The sequence below is a fragment of the Parasphingopyxis lamellibrachiae genome (genome assembly GCF_003385775.1).
In the GTDB taxonomy this organism is placed as follows: Bacteria; Pseudomonadota; Alphaproteobacteria; order Sphingomonadales; family Sphingomonadaceae; genus Parasphingopyxis; species Parasphingopyxis lamellibrachiae.
Genome location: NZ_QRDP01000004.1, coordinates 1,149,015 through 1,166,126, shown reverse-complemented (window position 1 = coordinate 1,166,126; position 17,112 = coordinate 1,149,015). Strand labels below are relative to the sequence as shown.

19 protein-coding genes are annotated in these 17,112 nt (G+C 59.7%); 10 read left to right on the top strand and 9 right to left on the bottom strand.

What is annotated here, in order from left to right:
- Positions 1-24: 24 nt before the first annotated feature.
- Complete coding sequence (gene purC / locus DFR46_RS05855) at positions 25-804, bottom strand: phosphoribosylaminoimidazolesuccinocarboxamide synthase (RefSeq protein WP_116235596.1); 780 nt, start codon at positions 802-804, stop codon at positions 25-27.
- Positions 805-1,055: 251 nt separating this feature from the next.
- On the opposite strand from purC, the gene DFR46_RS05850 reads away from it, so the two are divergent.
- Positions 1,056-3,347 (top strand): CHASE domain-containing protein, encoded by a 2,292-nt coding sequence (locus DFR46_RS05850; protein WP_116235595.1) that lies wholly within the window; start codon positions 1,056-1,058, stop codon positions 3,345-3,347.
- A 77-nt stretch (positions 3,348-3,424) separates the two neighbouring features.
- Here the strand turns inward: DFR46_RS05850 and DFR46_RS05845 are convergent, their stop codons facing one another.
- Positions 3,425-3,649: a hypothetical protein gene (locus DFR46_RS05845; protein ID WP_116235594.1), complete on the bottom strand. Its 225-nt coding sequence runs from the start codon at positions 3,647-3,649 to the stop codon at positions 3,425-3,427.
- A gap of 112 nt (positions 3,650-3,761) precedes the next feature.
- Between DFR46_RS05845 and DFR46_RS05840 the strand changes: the two genes are divergently transcribed.
- The 4 genes from DFR46_RS05840 to parC all read left to right on the top strand — a co-directional run bounded on the left by DFR46_RS05840 (position 3,762) and on the right by parC (position 8,695).
- A complete protein-coding gene (locus DFR46_RS05840; RefSeq protein WP_211306378.1) occupies positions 3,762-4,700 on the top strand; it encodes a LysR substrate-binding domain-containing protein in 939 nt (312 codons plus the stop codon).
- 35 nt (positions 4,701-4,735) lie between these two features.
- Positions 4,736-5,179 carry a hypothetical protein gene (locus DFR46_RS05835; RefSeq protein ID WP_116235593.1) on the top strand — a complete coding sequence of 148 codons (444 nt, stop codon included), beginning with the start codon at positions 4,736-4,738 and terminating at the stop codon, positions 5,177-5,179.
- A gap of 109 nt (positions 5,180-5,288) precedes the next feature.
- Positions 5,289-6,146 (top strand): formyltetrahydrofolate deformylase, encoded by an 858-nt coding sequence (gene purU / locus DFR46_RS05830; protein WP_116235592.1) that lies wholly within the window; start codon positions 5,289-5,291, stop codon positions 6,144-6,146.
- Between the two features lie 281 nt (positions 6,147-6,427).
- A complete protein-coding gene (gene parC / locus DFR46_RS05825) occupies positions 6,428-8,695 on the top strand; it encodes a DNA topoisomerase IV subunit A (RefSeq protein WP_116235591.1) in 2,268 nt (755 codons plus the stop codon).
- Between the two features lie 84 nt (positions 8,696-8,779).
- Here the strand turns inward: parC and DFR46_RS05820 are convergent, their stop codons facing one another.
- The 6 genes from DFR46_RS05820 to DFR46_RS05795 all read right to left on the bottom strand — a co-directional run bounded on the left by DFR46_RS05820 (position 8,780) and on the right by DFR46_RS05795 (position 12,741).
- The gene (locus DFR46_RS05820) at positions 8,780-9,151 is read right to left on the bottom strand and encodes a DUF6768 family protein (protein WP_116235590.1); all 372 of its coding nucleotides are present in this window, start codon (positions 9,149-9,151) and stop codon (positions 8,780-8,782) included.
- Positions 9,151-9,687, bottom strand: a complete 537-nt coding sequence (locus tag DFR46_RS05815) for an RNA polymerase sigma factor (protein WP_116235589.1) — start codon at positions 9,685-9,687, stop codon at positions 9,151-9,153. The genes DFR46_RS05820 and DFR46_RS05815 overlap by 1 nt, the downstream gene beginning before the upstream one ends.
- Positions 9,688-9,846: 159 nt before the next feature.
- On the bottom strand, positions 9,847-11,040 hold the full coding sequence (locus tag DFR46_RS05810) for a CCA tRNA nucleotidyltransferase (protein ID WP_116235588.1): 1,194 nt from the start codon (positions 11,038-11,040) through the stop codon (positions 9,847-9,849).
- Positions 11,037-11,642: a CoA pyrophosphatase gene (locus DFR46_RS05805; protein WP_116235587.1), complete on the bottom strand. Its 606-nt coding sequence runs from the start codon at positions 11,640-11,642 to the stop codon at positions 11,037-11,039. Before DFR46_RS05805 ends, DFR46_RS05810 begins: the two co-directional genes overlap by 4 nt.
- Positions 11,639-12,211: a DUF1285 domain-containing protein gene (locus DFR46_RS05800; protein ID WP_116235586.1), complete on the bottom strand. Its 573-nt coding sequence runs from the start codon at positions 12,209-12,211 to the stop codon at positions 11,639-11,641. Before DFR46_RS05800 ends, DFR46_RS05805 begins: the two co-directional genes overlap by 4 nt.
- A 5-nt stretch (positions 12,212-12,216) precedes the next feature.
- Positions 12,217-12,741: a GNAT family N-acetyltransferase gene (locus tag DFR46_RS05795; protein WP_116235585.1), complete on the bottom strand. Its 525-nt coding sequence runs from the start codon at positions 12,739-12,741 to the stop codon at positions 12,217-12,219.
- A 100-nt stretch (positions 12,742-12,841) separates the two neighbouring features.
- Between DFR46_RS05795 and DFR46_RS05790 the strand changes: the two genes are divergently transcribed.
- A complete protein-coding gene (locus DFR46_RS05790; protein ID WP_116237178.1) occupies positions 12,842-13,237 on the top strand; it encodes a dihydroneopterin aldolase in 396 nt (131 codons plus the stop codon).
- Positions 13,234-13,992 (top strand): SDR family oxidoreductase, encoded by a 759-nt coding sequence (locus tag DFR46_RS05785; protein WP_116235584.1) that lies wholly within the window; start codon positions 13,234-13,236, stop codon positions 13,990-13,992. The genes DFR46_RS05790 and DFR46_RS05785 overlap by 4 nt, the downstream gene beginning before the upstream one ends.
- Positions 13,993-14,001: 9 nt before the next feature.
- Here the strand turns inward: DFR46_RS05785 and DFR46_RS05780 are convergent, their stop codons facing one another.
- Positions 14,002-14,835, bottom strand: a complete 834-nt coding sequence (locus tag DFR46_RS05780; RefSeq protein WP_245953698.1) for a hypothetical protein — start codon at positions 14,833-14,835, stop codon at positions 14,002-14,004.
- Between the two features lie 212 nt (positions 14,836-15,047).
- Here DFR46_RS05780 and DFR46_RS05775 point away from each other — a divergent pair, with 212 nt between their 5' ends.
- From DFR46_RS05775 to DFR46_RS05765, 3 genes are all read left to right on the top strand, one after another.
- Complete coding sequence (locus DFR46_RS05775) at positions 15,048-15,686, top strand: energy transducer TonB (RefSeq protein WP_116235583.1); 639 nt, start codon at positions 15,048-15,050, stop codon at positions 15,684-15,686.
- Between the two features lie 68 nt (positions 15,687-15,754).
- The gene (locus DFR46_RS05770; protein ID WP_116235582.1) at positions 15,755-16,501 is read left to right on the top strand and encodes a MotA/TolQ/ExbB proton channel family protein; all 747 of its coding nucleotides are present in this window, start codon (positions 15,755-15,757) and stop codon (positions 16,499-16,501) included.
- Positions 16,502-16,604: 103 nt separating this feature from the next.
- On the top strand, positions 16,605-17,096 hold the full coding sequence (locus DFR46_RS05765) for an ExbD/TolR family protein (protein ID WP_116235581.1): 492 nt from the start codon (positions 16,605-16,607) through the stop codon (positions 17,094-17,096).
- Positions 17,097-17,112 lie beyond the last annotated feature (16 nt).

Here is a 17,112-nt window from a genome sequence, read left to right as displayed (position 1 = left end):
TGTTTTCCGGTCCTATTCCGGCTGCTATTTCCCGCGTTTCTTCCGGTGCTGCTCCAGATCGAGCACCTCGTTTTCAGCGCCTTCCGGCAACAGTCCGAAGCGCCGGGCGACTTCCTGATAGGCTTCGACCTCTCCGCCGAGATCGCGGCGGAACCGATCCTTGTCGAGTTTCTCGTCGGATTCCATATCCCACAAGCGGCAGCCATCGGGGCTGATCTCGTCGGCGAGTAGCAGCCGTGGATATTCATTTTCCCACACCCGGCCAAACTCGAGTTTGAAGTCGACGAGGCGGATGTTGATGGCGGAAAACAGGCCGCACATGAAATCGTTGATGCGGAACGCCATTTCGGTGATGTCGCGCATCTCTTCGTTGCTGGCCCAGCCGAAGCACTCGATATGATCCTCGCCGACCAGCGGATCGCCCAGTGCATCGTCCTTGTAGCAATATTCGACCAGCGCCCGGGGAAGGGGGGTGCCCTCTTCCAGGCCGAGCCGCTTCGCCAGGGTGCCGGCGGCGACATTGCGGATGATCACTTCGATAGGAACGATCTCGACCTGACGAACAAGTTGCTCGCGCATGTTGAGCCGCCGGATGAAGTGATGCGGGATGCCGATATGGCCGAGGCGCGTGTAGATATGCTCGGAAATGCGGTTGTTGAGCACGCCCTTGCCGTTGATCGTGCCCTTTTTCTGATTGTTGAATGCGGTCGCGTCATCCTTGAAATACTGGATGATCGTTCCGGGTTCCGGCCCCTCATAGAGGATCTTGGCCTTGCCTTCGTATATCTGACGGCGGCGGGTCATCGCTCACACTCCGTGAAAAAGAAACACGCCCCGGACGCGGTGGATAACGCGCGGACCGAGGCGGGGCGAAACCATATAGCCGAGTATGGGAAGGCGCGCAATTGTGCACGGCGTGTAGGCCCGGGAACGAAAATCCGCTTCATGCACAGAAGCCCTTCGCCACATGGTCGCCGGTGAAGAACTTGTCCGTTAAGCTCTCAGGCGACGATAAAAAGAAACGAATAGCGAGAGGTCGGGGCTGTAAATTGAAGATGAGTATTCAAAGGATATTGGTTGTCGGCGGTTTGTTGCTCGGTCTTTCGGCATCGTTATTGATTGCAATTCAACTATCGCGAACAAATGATGCCCGGGTTGGCGATCGTTTTGCCAGTTCGGCTGAAGCAATTGTCGGAGCGGTCGAAAATCAGATTGAAACCCAGTTGACGCTGCTGCGCGGCACCGCTGGGTTTTTCGCTGCCTCAGAAGCGATCACCGTCGACGAGTTTGGCGCCTATATCGACCGGCTCGATCTGGAGCGCAATTATTCGGGCGTGCTTGGAATCGGGTTTTCGGTAACACGCGCTGAACGTGTCGCGCTGGAGCGGCTGGCCAGCCAGCTCGACCCCGGCAGAATGGTGCAGGTTGAAGCCTGGCCGGAAGGCGACCGGGACGTCTATTCGACGATCCTCTTTCTCGAACCGCGTAACGAAATGAATATGGAAGCCATCGGTTTCGACATGATGAGCGAGGAAACCCGCCGTACTGCAATGGAAGAAGCAGCGCGTACGGGACGAACGACGGTGAGCGGCAAGGTACAGCTGGTCCAGGAGATCGATCCCGAGAAGCAGCCTGGGTTTCTCGTTTATTCGGCGCTCTATCGCAATGCCGGCGGTGCTGGGCGGGAGGAGCATTACGGCTGGGTCTACAGCCCGCTTCGCGCCTATGATCTGTTCGATTCATTATTTCCACAGGACGATCGTGCCGATGTTTCGATAAGCATCTACGATGGCGCGCCGTCGCAGGACAATCTCCTTTATCGTTCCGCCGCAGCACCGGACGATGCGATCAATCGGACCGTCGAGACGATCAATGTCGGCGGGCGGCAATGGTATATTGAAGTGGTTGCGCTTCCGGGTTTCGCATCGGGGATCAATTCGGCGCTACCCTGGATAGTGGGGCTCGTCGGCGGGTTGATCACGCTGACGCTGGCATTGCTGCTGTTTCAGCAAGTCCGCGCGGCCGAGCGGGTCGACCGGCAGGTGAAAAGCCGCACCGCCGAACTCCAGGCGACCAACACTCGCCTTCGTGACGAAGTTACGGCGCGTGAAAAGGCGGAGTCCACCGTCCGCCAGATGCAGCGCGTGGAGTCTGTTGGTCAGCTGACGGGCGGCATCGCGCATGATTTCAACAATATGCTGGCGATTGTTGTTGGTAATCTCGAAATGGCGAAGCGGCGGTTACAAAACCCAGAAACGCTGTTGAAATTCATCGATCAGGCGAAACTGGGTGCGGAGCGGGCTGCTGCGCTGACCCAGCGGCTTCTCGCATTTTCCCGGCAGCAGCCTTTGTCGCCGAGCCGGGTGGATCCGAATGCGCTGATCACCGGGATGAAAGAGCTGTTGGCGCGAACGATCGGCAAGCAGGTCGATGTGCGGACGGAACTTTCCGCAGACATCTGGCCGACCCTTGCGGATGCAGGACAACTGGAAAACGCCGTCCTCAATCTCGCGATCAATGCCCGGGACGCGATGGAAGACGGGGACATGCTGACCATTGTCACGTCGAACGATGTGCGGGAGATCTCCGGCGGTTCGCAAGCCGGGGTGATGGATGAATTCGTCGCCATTACCGTCCGCGATACCGGCAGCGGTATGTCTCCAGAGGTTCAGGCGAAGGCGCTCGATCCGTTTTTTACGACGAAAGAAGTCGGAAAAGGAACGGGGCTGGGGCTGAGCCAGGTGTTCGGTTTCGTCCGTCAGTCTGGCGGGGACCTTGCAATCGAATCTGCCGAGGGTGAGGGAACGGCGATCACGATCTTCCTTCCGCGCTTCGTCGGCGAGGATCGCGGGGAAGATGCTGCCGAGCAGCCGGACGCATCCCGTGTCGATATTCCGGGCGGAATCTCACAGGAGATGATCCTGGTGGTCGACGATGAGGAGCAGGTGCTCGCGATGACCGTCGAGCTATTGCGCGAGCTCGGCTATTCGGTGATCCATGCTCCCGGCGGCCAGGAGGCGCTCGACAAGCTCTCCGGCAATCCGGGCATTCGCGTCGTCCTGTCGGATATCGTCATGCCCGGCATAAACGGGTATCAGCTGGCTGAGCGCGCTCTGGCGGCCGTTCCGGACCTGAAATTCGTGTTGGTCAGCGGTTTCGATACGATCGGTGAAAAATCCGCGATTGTCGAAGAGCATGGGATAGCAAAGCTTCAAAAGCCATTCACGCGGCAGGAACTCGCCCTGGCAATCCGCGCCGCTTTCGATGCCGCAAGAGGCTTTGGCGATAGTGATGGCGGGAGCGGGCGGGCCTGTGAAGCGTCCGATGATCCCACCGATGAAGCCTAGCCCGTACGGAGCAGATAGCCCGAGGGCCGACAGGGCCACCGCATCGCGATGACCCTGTCGGATGGGGGCATTCAGGTTCAGGCGCCGGTTGCCGGTCCGACTGCCGCGAGGATCGTGGTTCCGCTCACCATCGCTGCGGCAAGCATGGCGGTGCCATGGAAGCCGACATTGCGGGCGTTGCGCATCAATGCATGGCGTGTGCCTGTCAGGCCGTTCGCGCCGTCTTCGGCAATCTTCTTCAGCATGATGCCGACGCTGTCGTGATCGGCGTTCCAGATCCGGGAATCAAATTCATCGCGCATCGTCTGTCTCCTTCGGTCAATCGCTCAGTGATGGTGCGGAGATAGGTGACATCGCCGGAAGCCGCCAACTAAATGCTCGACACAAAGCATAAGGAGAGCTTATATCTATGTTATGCGCACACTGCCTCCCTTGTCGGCGATCCGGGTGTTCGAGGCGGCTGCCAGACACCAGAATTTCACCAATGCGGCCGAAGAGCTCGGCATGACCCAGGCGGCAGTCAGCTATCAGATAAAGTTATTGGAGCGCTGGCTGGAAGCCCCTTTGTTCTTGCGTGAACGTGGGCGCGTCGCGCTGCTCGACACGGCCGTCCCGCTTGCGACCAAGGCCACGGCCGCGTTCGACTTGCTCAGCGACGCGGTGGCGCGGATGCGCGAAGCCGATGACAGCCAGCTCACAATCAGCAGCTACGGGACCTTCTCAAATCGCTGGCTGGCGATGCGGCTCGGCAATTTCCAGCTCAACCAGGCCAATCTCGCTGTCCGGCTGGACGTGAATGACGGGCTCGCCGATTTCGCGCGGGACGATGTCGATGTGGCGATCCGCATCGGCAGGGGCGGATGGCCGGGCCTTCACAACCAGTTCCTGATGCGCGTGCATTATGCGCCCATGGCAAGCCCGGAATTTATCGCCGCCCATGGGCCGCTCGATACCCCCCAGCGCATTATGGCCTCGCATCTCCTGAGCCCGGACGATCGCTGGTGGATCAACTGGTCGGCCCATCACGGGATTACCGATACCAAGCCGCTGCCGTCCGTGCGGCTCGATTCCCAGATGATCGAGGGGAGTGCGGCGATCGCGGGGCAGGGCATCGCGATCCTCGACCCGGCCCTGTGGGCGGACGAGCTCGCCGATGGCCGTCTCGTCCAGCTCGGCAAGGCGATTTACGGCCGCACCAGCGTATGGATCGTCTGCCCGGAACTTCAGCGCAACCAGCCCAAGATAAAAATGTTTCGCGACTGGCTGATCGAAGAAGCGGAAAATCATCCAATGCATGCGATCATTCGTCTCGATCCGGACGATCCGCGCCGGGAGGTCGATAGCGGGCGCTAAACAGAGCATAGAAAGCGAAAAAAGGAGGAAGGACTATGGATTTCAGCAATATGGATACCGTGATTTCGGGGATTTACACGGCGATCTCCGGACCGCCGGGCGGCCAGGATTGGGAGCTGGAAGACCAGCTCTTTCACGCCGATGCACGGCTTGTGCGGACCCGGGTTGCCGAAGACGGTACGCCGATCCACTTCGCCTTTTCCGTTGACGAATTTCGCGAGGCGACGATCCCGCTATTGGCCGACCAGCATTTCTATGAGATCGAAACCAACCGTAAGGTGTTCCAGTTCGGCAATATCGCCCAGGCGTTCAGCGAATATGAGGCGCGCGATGCGAAGGAAGATGGCACCCTGATGTTCCGCGGCATGAACATGATCCAGCTGTTCTGGGACGGCGCCCGCTGGTGGATCATGCACATTATCTGGGACAATGAGCGCGATGGTGTGACGCTGCCCGATGCCGACTGGTATCGGAGCTGAGGCAGCCGAATTGTGTGTGTTTGGAACGAATGAATGCTTGCAATTGAAAGGGTTCGGCGAAAGGAACGGCATTCGCCTCCCTTTGAAATGCAAAACCCACAGGATAATCATGGCAAGCCATATATTGACGCTGACGGCAGAAGACCGGGTGGGGATTGTCGCTGCCGTGACGGGGTTTCTGGCAGAGCATGACGGCTTCATTCTCGATAGCCAGCAATATGCGGACCTGGAAGCCAACCGCTTTTTCATGCGGGTCGAGTTCAAGGATGCAGGGCCCAAATTCCCGGCCGGCACCGACCGGCTCAGAGCGGCGTTCGGCGAAGTCGCGGATCGCCAGGGCCTTGATTGGCGGCTGGGCCGGAGCGACGTTCATCCGAAGATCGTCATTGCCGTTTCGAAAGCCAGTCACTGCCTGAACGATCTGCTGCACCGCTGGAAAACCGGTGCGCTTCCGGTCGAGATTGCGGGTGTCGTTTCCAACCATGAAAGCTGCCGGGCGCTCACCGAATGGCACGGCGTGCCCTTTCACCATCTGCCGGTGACCGACGCCAATCGCGAGGCACAGGAACAGCAGATGCTGGCGATCATGGCGGATGCAGGTGCGCGCACCCTGGTACTGGCCCGCTACATGCAGGTCTTGTCGGGCGAGCTGGTTGAGCGACTGGCCGGACGGTGCATCAATATCCACCATAGTTTCCTGCCGGGTTTCAAAGGCGCGCGGCCCTATCACCGCGCCTATGAGCGGGGGGTAAAGCTGATCGGGGCGACCGCGCATTTCGTCACGGCCGATCTCGACGAAGGGCCGATCATCGAACAGGCCGTGGAGCGCGTCGATCACCGGGCCAGCGTCGACGATATGATCCGGATCGGCCGGGATATCGAGGCGCAGGTTCTGGCGCGCGCCGTGAAGTGGGTCGGCGAACGCCGGCTGCTGGTCAATGGCACGCGTACCGTGGTGTTCAGCTAGGCAAAAAACGGTTTCCGCTAGTGCAAGCTGGCTCAGATGCTGCAATCGATCTGAAAATATGCTATGCGAGTCGCACCACCCGGGGATAAATGCCCGGGCGACATTGACGGGAGCCATAGCTTCCCGCCCAGCCTCCTCGGCCGCTTAACGCGAACTGCGAATAGCGACACGGGGAGGTTTCATTTTGAGCCTCGATGATGAATTCGAAGGTTGGGATTTTCCTCCCATTTTTGTGGAAAGCCCTCTCGCAGCCCTAGCGCGGCCCTGCTAATCCGCAGCCCATGACTATCGATACCGCCGACCCTGCCGATTCAGACGACCCGTTCGATCGTATCGCCGATGCGCCGTTCGACGAGGCTATCTCCGAGCGGTATCTCGTCTATGCGCTGTCGACGATAACGGCGCGCTCGCTGCCCGATCTGCGCGACGGGCTGAAGCCTGTTCACCGCCGCCTCCTTTGGGCGATGCGGCTGCTTAAGCTTGATCCGGCCAATGGCTATAAGAAATGCGCGCGCGTTGTCGGCGATGTGATCGGCAAATATCATCCGCATGGCGATCAGAGTGTTTATGATGCGATGGTCCGGCTCGCCCAGCCTTTTGCCATGCGCTACCCGCTGGTCGACGGGCAGGGCAATTTCGGCAATGTCGACGGCGATAACGCGGCCGCCATGCGCTATACCGAAGCGCGGCTGACTCATGCTGCGATGGACCTGATGGACGGCCTGAACGAAGGCACCGTCGATTTCCGCCCGACCTATAACGGCGAAGAGGAAGAGCCAGAGATTTTCCCGGGCCTGTTCCCGAACCTGCTCGCCAATGGTTCTAGCGGCATCGCCGTGGGCATGGCGACCTCTATTCCGCCGCATAACGCCGCCGAGTTGATCGACGCTGCGACGCACCTGATTGAGAATCCGAAGGCCGAAGAGGCCGAGTTGATGGATTTCGTGCAAGGGCCGGACCTGCCAACAGGCGGAATACTCGTCGACAGCAAGGATGCGATTGCCGAAGCCTACCGCACCGGGCGCGGTGCCTTCCGGGTTCGCGCGCGCTGGCATCAGGAAGATCTGGGCCGCGGCGCATGGGAAGCCGTGATCACCGAAATCCCGTTTCAGGTGGCAAAGTCGAAACTGATCGAAGCCATCGCCTCTCTGATTGCTGAAAAGAAATTGCCGATCCTTGCCGATGTGCGTGATGAGAGCGACGAGCAGATCCGTATCGTGCTGGAGCCGAAGAACCGCACGATCGAGCCTGATGTGCTGATGGATTCGCTGTTCCGGCTGACGGATCTCGAGACGCGCGTCTCGCTTAATCTCAACGTTCTCGATGCCAACCGCACGCCGCGTGTGATGAGCCTCAAGGAAGTACTCGGCGAATGGCTCGAGCATCAGTTTATCGTGTTGGTCCGCCGGTCCGAGTTCCGCCTCGGCAAGATCGACGACCGGATCGAGCTGCTCGATGGCTATATCGTCGCTTACCTCAACCTGGACCGGATCATTGAAATCATCCGCTATGAGGATGAGCCGAAGAAAGTGATGATGGCGGAGTTCGAACTGAACGACCGTCAGGCCGAAGCCATTCTCAATATGCGGCTGCGCAATTTGCGCAAGCTGGAAGAGATGGAGCTTCGCCAGGAACGCGAAGATTTGCTCGCCGAGCGGGAAGATCTGGACAAGCTGATCAACTCGAAAGCGCGCCAGAAAACGCGGATGAAGAAGGATCTGGCGGGTCTGCTCAAACGCTATGGCGCCGATACCGAACTGGGCCGCCGCCGGACTTTCCTTGAGGAAGCCGCCCCGGCGCGCGAAATCCCGCTCGAAGCGATGATCGAGAAAGAGCCGATCACGGTCGTCATGTCCGAGCGCGGCTGGATCCGGGCGATGAAGGGGCATATCGACGCCGCCGGTCTTGCCAAACTGAAATATAAGGAAGGCGACGGCCCCGCCTATGATTTCCACGCCCAGACCACGGACAAGCTGCTGCTCGCCGTGGATGATGGCCGTATCTATACGCTGGGCGGGGACAAGCTGCCCGGCGCGCGCGGTTTTGGCGAACCGGTGCGCTCAATGGTCGATATCGAGGACGGCGCGGAAATTGCCGGGCTGTTGAAGGTGGAGCCGGGCGGCCGGCTGCTGCTCGCCAGTTCCGCCGGCAAGGGCTTCGTCGCCAATGCGGAAGAGATTGTCAGCACGACCCGCAAGGGCAAGGTTGTCGTGAATGTGAAGGGCGGGGCGAAGCTCATCGTCGTCCGCGCGATCCCCGAGGGCGCGGATCATGTCGCGGCGATCGGCGAGAATCGCAAACTGCTGATCTTTGCACTGGATGCGCTGCCCGAAATGGCGCGGGGGCAGGGCATCATGCTGCAGAAATACAAGGATGGCGGGCTCTCAGACGCGATTGCCTTCACGCTGGAAGAAGGATTGAGCTGGGCCATGGGCGGCGATACGGGCCGTACCCGCACCGAGACCGAACTTGGCGACTGGATCGGCAATCGCGGCAGCGCCGGGCGGATGCCGCCAAGGGGTTTTCCGCAGGATAATCGATTCTCCTGATTTGTCCTCCTGAACGTGTTTCAGGATTCACTGTGCATTTGCAGACAGGCCTCAGCGAAATAAGAGGTGGATGCTGAAACACGTTCAGCCCCGCTCCTCAATCCGCGCGATCCTGAGCTCAATGCGCTTCAACTCGCGAAGTACAGTCATCAGATTCATTCGCTCGAAAAACCATTGTTTGATCATTCCGGTTGAGATGAGGGCGGCCAAGGCACCAAGCGCCCAGACGAAAAACTCCCTGTCGGTTTCGGCGATCGTCACGCGGTAGATTGTGTAGAACATCACCACTGCCATCAGGAACGCGACTACAAAAACCAGCTTCGCCCAGCCGCCAAGCGGGCCGGAGAGCGTGTCGCCAACCTGGGCGAACAGCCCCCGCTCGCTGTCGAGTTCGTTCAGAAATTCCTGGTCGTCTGCGTCGAGCGCGGCGCGCAGCCTGTTATCAACTTCGGTCATCATATTTCTCCTTCCAATAGGGTCTTGAGGGTTTTACGCGCGGTAAAGATGCGCGATTTTACGGTGCCGAGCGGTACGCCGGTCGCGGCTGAAATCTCGTCCAGTTTGAGCCGTTCGACGAAATAGAGCGTCGCGGCAATCCGCTGGTCTTCGGGCAGCCTGGCAAAGGCTTGCGCAATCGCCGCCTGATCCTCCCCGCGCGGCGAAATTGCCGGCGCATTGTCCTCGGTCAGCTCGTCCGAGCGGGGGCGCAGCTTGGCATGGGCCTTGATCTTCTCCGCACAGCGGCGGCGCAGGATCGTAAAGGCCCAGCCGGGGAATTTTGCCGGATCATTCAGCCTTTTCAGCCCGGCAGTGATGCCGAGCCAGCATTCCTGAACCGCTTCGCGTGCCAGCTCGTCATCGCCGGTAAAGCGCCGCGCAGAACGCAGCAGCCGCGGCTGCCAGCGCGACGCCAGCCGCTCCAGCGCCCGCCGGTCGCCATTCTGGACATGCAGAACGAGCAATTCGTCATAAACCCGCCCGCTCTGATCCATCCAGAATGTCTCCCGTTACGGGTATATAGTCAGCGGGGAGGAGGAAAAGGTTCGATTGTTTTTCCTTGTCATCCTGAACTTGTTTCAGGATCCACTCTGCATTTCGGTAAAGCCTGCTCAGATTGAGGGGTGGATGCTGAAACAGGTTCAGCATGACGCCTATTCTAGCAATGCCGCCGCAATTTGCTTGACCCGCGCCTCATTCGGAAAGTCTTCCGCGATCCAGGCCTCCTCAATCTCGCGCAGTTTCGCCGCCACTTCCGGCCCGGTTTCCATGCCCATCGCGATCAACTCGCCACCCTTGAGCGGGAAACGTGGGGGTGGGTTGGCGATCAGATGGGCGAGGCCATTGCCGGTGACGATATCGTTGGTCGGGCAGAGCAGCAGTCGGTCGATCGCGCCCTCCATTCCGTGGCGATAGGCAAGCGCGCGCGGTTCGGCCGTGTCGCCGGGAATGCGCGCGGTTGCCGTGGCAAGGCGGGTGCGCTGGGCGCGCGACAGCTTGAGGCGGGTGGCGACGGCGCGCGCGGTGTCGGGCTCGGGCGGCAGCAGGGCGGCGAGGCGGCGGACCGGATCGCTGGGCTGATCGAACCGTTCCTCGCGCCCGATCAGGCGGGCCAGCGCATTGGCGCTCACAATCTCCGGCAGTATGGGCGCGAAGATGCCATGTTCGATCATCAGTGCCACCGTGTCCGCCGGATTCGGCAGAGCGAGTGTCTTCAAAACCTCGTCGGCAATGCGTTCGCGCGAGAGCGCCATAAGGCTGTTGGCGTGCTTCTCTGCTGCCGCCAGCCCAGCTGGATTGGGCAAGCCTTCCCCAAAACGCGCATGGAAGCGGAAGAAACGCAAAATCCGCAGATGATCCTCGGCAATTCGCTCGGCAGGCAGGCCGATAAAGCGCACGCGGCGGGCGTCCAGATCAGTTTCTCCGCCAAAATAATCGAAAATCTCACCGGACAGAGGGTCGGCGGAGAGCGCGTTGATCGTGAAATCGCGGCGGGCGGCGTCTTCCTCCCAATCCTCGCTATATTCGACCGTCGCATGGCGGCCATCGGTGGAAACGTCGCGGCGCAGCGTCGTCACTTCGATGACATGTTTCTCGGGAAGGACGGCGGTGATCGTGCCATGCTTGATCCCCGTGGGCACGGCCTTGATCCCGGCGGCCTCGATTCGCCTCATGACCTCGTTGGGCGGAAAAACGGTTGCGCAATCCACGTCCTGCACGTCGATGCCCAGCAAACTGTCTCGCACGGCACCGCCGACATAACGGACCTTTCCGTCTCCGGCATCAAGCGCGGCAAGCAGCGTATCCATGCCCGGCCAGTTTCGCCATTCTGCGTCCGGCAGCCTCATGCTTCCACCGCCCGCAGCCGGTGCGACAGGTTCATGATGATCGCGGCTGTTACACCCCAGATGCGCTGTTCCTCCCAATACATCTGGAAATAGCGGCGCATGCGCCCCTGCCATTCCAGTTCATGTTCTTCGTAATTGGCGACGTCGAACAGATGGTCGAACGGCACTTCGAATATGGCGGCGACTTCGCCGGCCTCCGGCACAAGCCGGATGTCGGGCGGGATGACGCCGATGACCGGGGTGATGTGGAAGCCGGTACCCGTCAGATAGAGATCGGTCGTACCGACCAGCTCGACACGGTCGCGAGGCAAGGCGATTTCTTCCTCGGCCTCGCGCAGGGCAGCGGCGATGGAATTTTCATCCCCGGGATCCACCTTGCCACCCGGAAAAGCGACCTGACCGGGATGGCTGGGCAGCGCATCGGTGCGCCGGGTAAGGATAACGGTAGGTACAGGGCGGTCGACGACCGGAATCAGGACCGCCGCATCGACCGCTGCACCGCGCGCCAGGATCTCCTCTCCGCGCACGTCCGACGAAGATATGGGAAGGTCCAGCTCATGGGATCTTTCCAGCTTGGTCCGGAGTTGGGTGACGAGGCTCATAATGTTGTTTCCAGCGGAAAAAATACGCCATCACTGGTAATGCCGATGGGGTGGTCGGCTGCTTGTATCGCGTGCTCCATCAGTTCGTAATAGACGGGGCGGGCAAGCAGCGCCCAAAGATCGCCCCGCACATGCAGATAAGGCAGCGCTTTGTCGCCATCGCCGCGCAGTTCAAGCGCATGCTCCTGACCCGCAACGATGATTTCCCCGGTGTTCAACCGGAAGACAGCCCGTTCGCCATCGCCGGGATCGGCGACGAGTTTCATTTCGACTGCCAAAAAGGGCGCATCCTCAACCTCAATCGTCAGCTTTTCAGCGGGTGTTACAAGCACATGGCTGCCATCGGGTTCGCGGCGCAGAATCGTGGAGAAAAGCCGGACAAGCGCAGGACGACTGATCGGGTCACCCTCATGATACCAGCTGCCATCGCGCGCAATCCGAATGTCGATCTGTCCCTCGCGCTCCGGATGCCATGTTTCGACCGGTGGAAGGCTCTTATCCTGCGCCAGTCTGGCTATGGCATCCAGCGACAGTGAAGCGAGATCGGCGGAAGGGGCAGGTGACGGCATGGGCCCTAGTTAGGCATTCGCTCGCTGGAGCGCAAAAGGTCTGGCTCCAGAAAGCCATCGGGGGGCCAGTCGCCGCCGGAAGCGGGGCGTAACAATATGCGGTCCGGCTCAACGGGCCCCGGCAGGGTCCAGTCCCTGGCCGGGCCTGAGCGAAAGCCGAAAGGCGAATAATATTCCGGATCGCCAATCATCATCGCCGACTGCCCCGCAAGGTCCAGCCGCTCCGCAACTATGCCCGTCATATGTTTGCCGATGCCCTGATTCTGGTGATCGGGGTGAACTGCGACCGGGCCCACCATGGCAAGAGGGAGGCTGTCGGAATCGGGCCGGCTCAGCGAAACCGGCCAACACTGCAGCGATCCTGCAAGCTTCCCATCAAGCAACGCGACAAAAGACAGTTCTTCCAGTGGCTCCGTTCCTTCGCGCACGGCATAGGCGGTGCGGCCGTGTCGGTCCGTTCCGAAAGCCAGGTCGAGAAGGGCTTCGAGCGCGGCTGGCGCTATCGCGGAAAGGGGTTGGAGATCGATCATGGATTTTCGCTGGTCTTTCGTCTTGCCAATTATCGGGCCATTTACCTTGAGCGCCGTGGCGATTAGCGGTTCGCAGGCAAAAGGAAAGCGCGAATCATCTATGGCAAGCCAATTGACCGAGCTGGGGACTGACATGCTGCGGCTCGAAGTCCGCGATGTCGAAGTCATGATTTTGACCGGAATCTATTCGGAAGAAACCAAGTTGCCGCAACCGCTCCGTATATCGGTTGTGGCGGATATGGCCGCTGGAGACCGGTTCAATCCGGATACTCCGCTGTCGCGCTCCAAAAATTATATGGACCTCAAACATGCGATGACGGACGCGTTGCCCAAGGATCGGCATTTCACCTTGATCGAGGCTGTCGCGGACCACATCGCCGATACGATTTTTCTGCAGGATCAGCGGATCTTGCGCGTCGCCATCGAAATCGTGAAACTCGCCATCTCCGAAAATGGGGAGCAGATTGGTATAACCATGGTGCGGAATAAACGATGAGGGTGGCGATCGTCACGGGTGGCTGTCGCCGTCTTGGCGCGGCGATAGCCGGGCGGCTGGCGAACGAGGGCTACGCACTGGCCTTGCATGCGTCGGAAGATATCGATCCCGAGCCGGCCTTGCTCGCGGCCATCGAGCAGGCCGGTGTACAGTGGCAGGGGATCGTGGCGGATCTGTCGGACCCCGTGCAGGTCGAGCATCTGGTTCCAGCAATTGCCGATCGGTTCGGTTCTGCGCCCGACTTGCTGGTGAACAGCGCTGCGCGATTCGGTGACGATCGCCCGGAGACCGCCGATATGGACGGATTGCTTTCGCATTACGCCGTTAACTGTGCAGCGCCGGCCATTCTCGCGAAATCCTTTGCTGCTCTCAAGCGCAAGGGAAATGCCGGGATCGTGAATATTCTCGATCAGAGGATTGCGAATCCCCATGGAGACCAGTTCTCCTACACGCTATCTAAGCTCGGACTGGCCGGGCTTACGCGCATATTGGCCGGCGAGCTCGCGCCGGCAATTCGCGTCAATGCGGTGGCGCCGGGCCTTACGATACCGACGGATTCCTATGACGATGCCATGATGGAATACGCGGAGGCGTTGATGCCGCTTAAAACATTGCCTGCACCGGCCCAGGTTGCCGATGCCGTCGCCTGGCTCGCCCAGGCCGATGCCGTGACAGGGCAGACCATATTCGTCGATGGCGGCGCCCATATGGAGGCGTTCGAACGCGATTTTCCCAACCTCACCCCGGACAGTTAGGCGCTCGCGCTAGCTGCGTTTGCGCTGGCAAATACCCAGATCTTCGCGAACCAACCGATAATCCGCGCGGGCCACGGAAATCTGCCGGTTGTCCATATTCTCCAGGCTCGCATCGGGCAGGCTGTCCGGCAGGAAGCAGGCCAACCGGTACCATAATATCGTGTTGCGCTCGGGCGGCGGGGACGCGCGTTCGACGATTTCGCCGAGCGAAACCGACCATCGTGGCTCCTGATTCGGTCGGCGCAGGATGCTTAGGGAAACCGGACGGCCGTCGCTGGTTGCGAGAAAAATCTGCGTTTCGCTTTCGCCGGGAAGCGTTCCGGGTACACTGAAGGTGCTGCCGACGCCGGTGACTGTACCCGGTGCGTCATCCGATGCGGCTTCCGAGAGAATTGCGCGAACGACCTGCTCGCGGTGCTGGCTCCAATCGATCTGCGCGTCGGGGGCTATCAACTGCAGTTCACCGCGACGCCCGGGAACGGGAGCGGCAAGCAGAATAACCTGCCGGTCGCGAATGCGCGGGCGTCGGCCATCGGAATCGCGGGGCACGTCGACGAGATAACTGACACGGGCAGGGACTCCCTCGGCGCTGCGAATCAGGGTTGCCAATTCGGCCTCGACATAAAAACGGACATGGTTGGGAGCCACGCCTATGGCTCTTTCTTCGTCGAGCCGCCGCGCTCTGTCGATCCGCGCAATCGCTACCACGGGCGCACTCAACGCAAGGTCGGCAATATCGGCATAGGTGAGGTCCGTCTCTGCCGTAAACTCTTGAGATTCAGCGCTATCGACCGACAAAGCGAGCAGGCCAAAACTCATCAGAATATAGGCGAATCGGATCATGAATCTTCTCCATCGGGCCAGTGAACCAAGGCAATCACCTTGTATCGTATCTGGTCAAGCGGGTAACTGTTGCGTAACGTGATTGTCGACGGTAGGGAATCGACGACCAGACGGGTTGCCTTGCCTACGCGTTGGTTGACTGTCCTTTTTTATGAAGCCAGATGAACTGGCGCTTTATGGACGTTGGGCTTTGGAGGGAGTTTCTTTGTTTAATGGCTTATGCTGACCAGAAGATGAGCTCGCGTAAACTGTCGGCGATTGTCGCTGTTGCGATCCTTCATGTGCTTCTTGCTTATGCGCTAGTTTCGGGTTTGGCCGTCAGGGTTGCGCAAGCGGTGCAAGAAGATCTTACCGTGTTTGACGTTGAGGATGAACCGCCACCCCCCGAGGAAGAATTGCCGCCGCCGCCGCCGGATGTTCCGATTCCGCCGCCGCCGGTTGTTGTAACGCCGCCGCCTCCGGTTGTGATCGCGCGACCAACAGTTGCGCCGCGGCCACCGGCACCGCCTCCTCCTGCACCACCGCCACCGGCACCGCCACCTCCGCCGCCAAGCCAGGCTCAGGCTGCGCAGCCGCGCGGAAATCCGGGCCGCTGGGTGACGACGAACGATTATCCTTCTTCGTCCTTGCGTAACGAGGAGCAGGGTTCGGCGAGTTTCCGCCTGACTATCGGTACCAATGGTCGCGTAACGAATTGCACGATCACGTCTTCGACTGGCTATTCCCGGTTGGATAATGAAACCTGCCGTCAGCTGACACGCCGCGCACGCTTCCGGGCTGCTCTGGACGATGCCGGCAACCCGACGACGGGTACGTATTCGAGCACTATTCGTTGGGAAATTCCCAACTAACAATCTCACCTTTTACGAACTCCGGTTCGGTTTGATCGTAGCAAGTTTATTTGAGAGGAATATTAATCATGTCTACTGAAGCAGCTGAAGTCGTTGCGGAAAACCCATATGGCCTCCGTGCAGCCCTAGAGGAGGGCGGCATTGTGGCTCAGTCCACATTCGCCATTCTGGTGATCATGTCCGCCGCCTCCTGGTACATCCTGTTCACCAAATGGTTTGAGCAGCAGAAAGTTCTGAAACAGGGCAAACGCGCCCGTGAAAATTTCTGGCGGTCGAACAGCCTTCGCGAAGGCGCGGCCAAGCTCGAAAAGAACAGCGCCTATCGCCAGATCGTCGAAGACAGCCTGGTCGCTCGCGACAACCACTCCCAGCTTACCGACCCGATCGAAGCGCATGAGTGGACGGTTAACGCACTTCAGCGTTCTGTTGGTTCGATCAACTCGAAACTCACCGAAGGCCTCGCCGTTCTCGCAACGGTCGGTTCGACGGCTCCGTTCATCGGCCTGTTCGGTACGGTGGTCGGCATCTATCGGGCCCTGGTGAAGATCGGCGCTGCTGGTCAGGCATCGATTGACGCTGTCGCCGGCCCGGTTGGTGAGGCCCTGATTATGACGGCGCTCGGCCTTATCGTGGCTGTGCCTGCCGTTATGGCCTATAACTGGATGGTTCGTCGCAACAAGAAGGTGAGCGAAGAGCTCCAAGCCTTCTCGAACGAAATCCATGGCTACATCATGTCGGATGGCAAGGTTAAGCCGGCCGCTCCCGCTGCAGCGGCCAAAGCTGCTCCGGCAGCCCGGCCTGCTGCTAAGTCGTAAACGGGTAAGGGACGGGGACGGATTGCCGTTCCCGTCTCCGCCTGGAGAAAGGCACGACGTGGAAACGTCGGCTTTGGTTAGAGTTTAGGATAGGATTGATCCCATGGGAATGAGTGTTGGACCTTCGGAAGGTGAAGACGAATCCGCGATCTCCGAGATCAACGTCGTCCCGCTGACTGACGTTATGTTGGTGTTGCTCATCATCTTCCTGATTGCTGTCCCGGTTGTTATTCAGACGGTTGACGTTAATCTTCCCTCTGTTCGCTTGTTGCCGACGACGACCAAGCCGGAAAATGTCGCTCTGTCGATCAGGGCCGGAGATGATGGCTCATGCGAAGTGTTCTGGGGAATGACCCCAGTCAATTCGAATGAAATGCTCACACAAGCCATTCAGCATATCGAAGACACGGTTGAAGAATTTGGCGGTGCTGAAAACATGACCGAAGACGATCTGCCCGAAGTGCATATTCGCGGTGACGTGAATACGCCGTGGCGGTGCATCGGTGGTCCGATTTTCGTGATGCAACAGGCTGGTTTCACCCGCGTAGGCTTTATTTCGGAGCCTGAGCCGGGCCAGGGCATCACGCGCCTCTAGTTCAGATTGTTTTAGG